At 51.6% G+C, this 3,182-nt stretch carries 2 rRNA genes; both read left to right on the forward strand.

What is annotated here, in order from left to right:
* The first annotated feature begins 10 nt into the window (after window positions 1-10).
* Window positions 11-2,919: ribosomal RNA gene (locus PSE83_RS20345) — 23S ribosomal RNA — on the forward strand.
* Window positions 2,920-3,058: 139 nt separating this feature from the next.
* Window positions 3,059-3,174: ribosomal RNA gene (gene rrf, locus PSE83_RS20350) — 5S ribosomal RNA — on the forward strand.
* The last annotated feature ends 8 nt before the right edge of the window (window positions 3,175-3,182 follow it).

A 3,182-nucleotide genomic window follows, 5' to 3' on the forward strand; every position in this document is an offset into this window, starting at 1 on the left:
CGGGTTGTGAGGTTAAGCGACTAAGCGTACACGGTGGATGCCTAGGCAATCAGAGGCGATGAAGGACGTGCTAATCTGCGATAAGCGTCGGTAAGGTGATATGAACCGTTACAACCGACGATTTCCGAATGGGGAAACCCAGTGCAATTCGTTGCACTATCGTTTGATGAATACATAGTCAAACGAAGCGAACCGGGGGAACTGAAACATCTCAGTACCCCGAGGAAAAGAAATCAACCGAGATTCCCCTAGTAGCGGCGAGCGAACGGGGAGCAGCCCAGAGTCTTAATCAGCATTAGCATCAGGAGAACGGTCTGGAAAGTCCGGCAGTAAAGGGTGATAGCCCCGTATCCGAAGGTGTTAGTGTTGTGAACTCGACGAGTAGGGCGGGACACGTGTTATCCTGTCTGAATATGGGGGGACCATCCTCCAAGGCTAAATACTCCTGATTGACCGATAGTGAACCAGTACCGTGAGGGAAAGGCGAAAAGAACCCCGGCGAGGGGAGTGAAATAGAACCTGAAACCGTGTACGTACAAGCAGTGGGAGCCTTGATTTATCAGGGTGACTGCGTACCTTTTGTATAATGGGTCAGCGACTTATATTCTGTAGCAAGGTTAACCGTATAGGGGAGCCGTAGGGAAACCGAGTCTTAACTGGGCGAATAAGTTGCAGGGTATAGACCCGAAACCCGGTGATCTAGCCATGGGCAGGTTGAAGGTTGGGTAACACTAACTGGAGGACCGAACCGACTAATGTTGAAAAATTAGCGGATGACTTGTGGCTGGGGGTGAAAGGCCAATCAAACCGGGAGATAGCTGGTTCTCCCCGAAAGCTATTTAGGTAGCGCCTCGTGAACTCATCTTCGGGGGTAGAGCACTGTTTCGACTAGGGGGTCATCCCGACTTACCAACTCGATGCAAACTACGAATACCGAAGAATGTTATCACGGGAGACACACGGCGGGTGCTAACGTTCGTCGTGAAGAGGGAAACAACCCAGACCGCCAGCTAAGGTCCCAAAGTCATAGTTAAGTGGGAAACGAAGTGGGAAGGCTCAGACAGCCAGGATGTTGGCTTAGAAGCAGCCATCATTTAAAGAAAGCGTAATAGCTCACTGGTCGAGTCGGCCTGCGCGGAAGATGTAACGGGGCTAAACTATGCACCGAAGCTGCGGCAGCGATATGTAAATATTGTTGGGTAGGGGAGCGTTCTGTAAGCCTGTGAAGGTGTGCTGTGAGGCATGCTGGAGGTATCAGAAGTGCGAATGCTGACATAAGTAACGATAATGCGGGTGAAAAACCCGCACGCCGGAAGACCAAGGGTTCCTGTCCAACGTTAATCGGGGCAGGGTGAGTCGACCCCTAAGGCGAGGCAGAAATGCGTAGTCGATGGGAAACGGGTTAATATTCCCGTACTGGTGATAATTGCGATGGGGGGACGGAGAAGGCTAGGCTATCCGGGCGACGGTTGTCCCGGTTTAAGGATGTAGGCAGGTGAATTAGGCAAATCCGGTTCACTACATGCTGAGGTCCGACGACGAGTCACTACGGTGATGAAGTAGCTCATGCCCCGCTTCCAGGAAAAGCCTCTAAGCTCTAGATTATCATTAATCGTACCCCAAACCGACACAGGTGGTCAGGTAGAGAATACTCAGGCGCTTGAGAGAACTCGGGTGAAGGAACTAGGCAAAATGGTGCCGTAACTTCGGGAGAAGGCACGCTGGCATTAGGTGAAGTGATTTACTCATGGAGCTGAAGCCAGTCGCAGATACCAGCTGGCTGCAACTGTTTATTAAAAACACAGCACTGTGCAAACACGAAAGTGGACGTATACGGTGTGACGCCTGCCCGGTGCTGGAAGGTTAATTGATGGGGTTATCCGTAAGGAGAAGCTCTTGATCGAAGCCCCAGTAAACGGCGGCCGTAACTATAACGGTCCTAAGGTAGCGAAATTCCTTGTCGGGTAAGTTCCGACCTGCACGAATGGCGTAATGATGGCCAGGCTGTCTCCACCCGAGACTCAGTGAAATTGAACTCGCTGTGAAGATGCAGTGTACCCGCGGCAAGACGGAAAGACCCCGTGAACCTTTACTATAGCTTGACACTGAACATTGAGCCTTGATGTGTAGGATAGGTGGGAGGCTTCGAAGCGTGGACGCCAGTCTGCGTGGAGCCAACCTTGAAATACCACCCTTTAATGTTTGATGTTCTAACGTTGCCCCATTATCTGGGGTGCGGACAGTGTCTGGTGGGTAGTTTGACTGGGGCGGTCTCCTCCCAAAGAGTAACGGAGGAGCACGAAGGTTGGCTAAGCATGGTCGGACATCATGCGGTTAGTGCAAAGGCATAAGCCAGCTTGACTGCGAGAGTGACGGCTCGAGCAGGTACGAAAGTAGGTCTTAGTGATCCGGTGGTTCTGAATGGAAGGGCCATCGCTCAACGGATAAAAGGTACTCCGGGGATAACAGGCTGATACCGCCCAAGAGTTCATATCGACGGCGGTGTTTGGCACCTCGATGTCGGCTCATCACATCCTGGGGCTGAAGTAGGTCCCAAGGGTACGGCTGTTCGCCGTTTAAAGTGGTACGCGAGCTGGGTTTAGAACGTCGTGAGACAGTTCGGTCCCTATCTGCCGTGGGCGTTGGAAGATTGAAAGGGGCTGCTCCTAGTACGAGAGGACCGGAGTGGACGCACCACTGGTGTTCGGGTTGTCATGCCAATGGCATTGCCCGGTAGCTAAGTGCGGAAGAGATAACCGCTGAAAGCATCTAAGCGGGAAACTTGCCTTGAGATGAGTCTTCCCTGACCCTTTAAGGGTCCTAAAGGAACGTTTAAGACTAAGACGTTGATAGGTTGGGTGTGTAAGCGTAGCGATACGTTGAGCTAACCAATACTAATGAACCGTGAGGCTTAACCTGACAACACCGAAGGTGTTTTAGAGAGATTGAGTTGTTTTCAAAGAAAGTGAGAAGCCGAAAGGTGAAGGACACGCAGCTTGTTTGAGATTGAGGTTCTGGTTTAGTGAAGAAGAAACTAAACGGGAACAAACAGAATTTGTCTGGCGGCAATAGCGCGGTGGTCCCACCTGACCCCATGCCGAACTCAGCAGTGAAACGCCGTAGCGCCGATGGTAGTGTGGGGTCTCCCCATGTGAGAGTAGGGAACTGCCAGACATTAAATT

The organism is Providencia sp. PROV150 (assembly GCF_028481025.1).
In the GTDB taxonomy this organism is placed as follows: Bacteria; Pseudomonadota; Gammaproteobacteria; order Enterobacterales; family Enterobacteriaceae; genus Providencia; species Providencia hangzhouensis.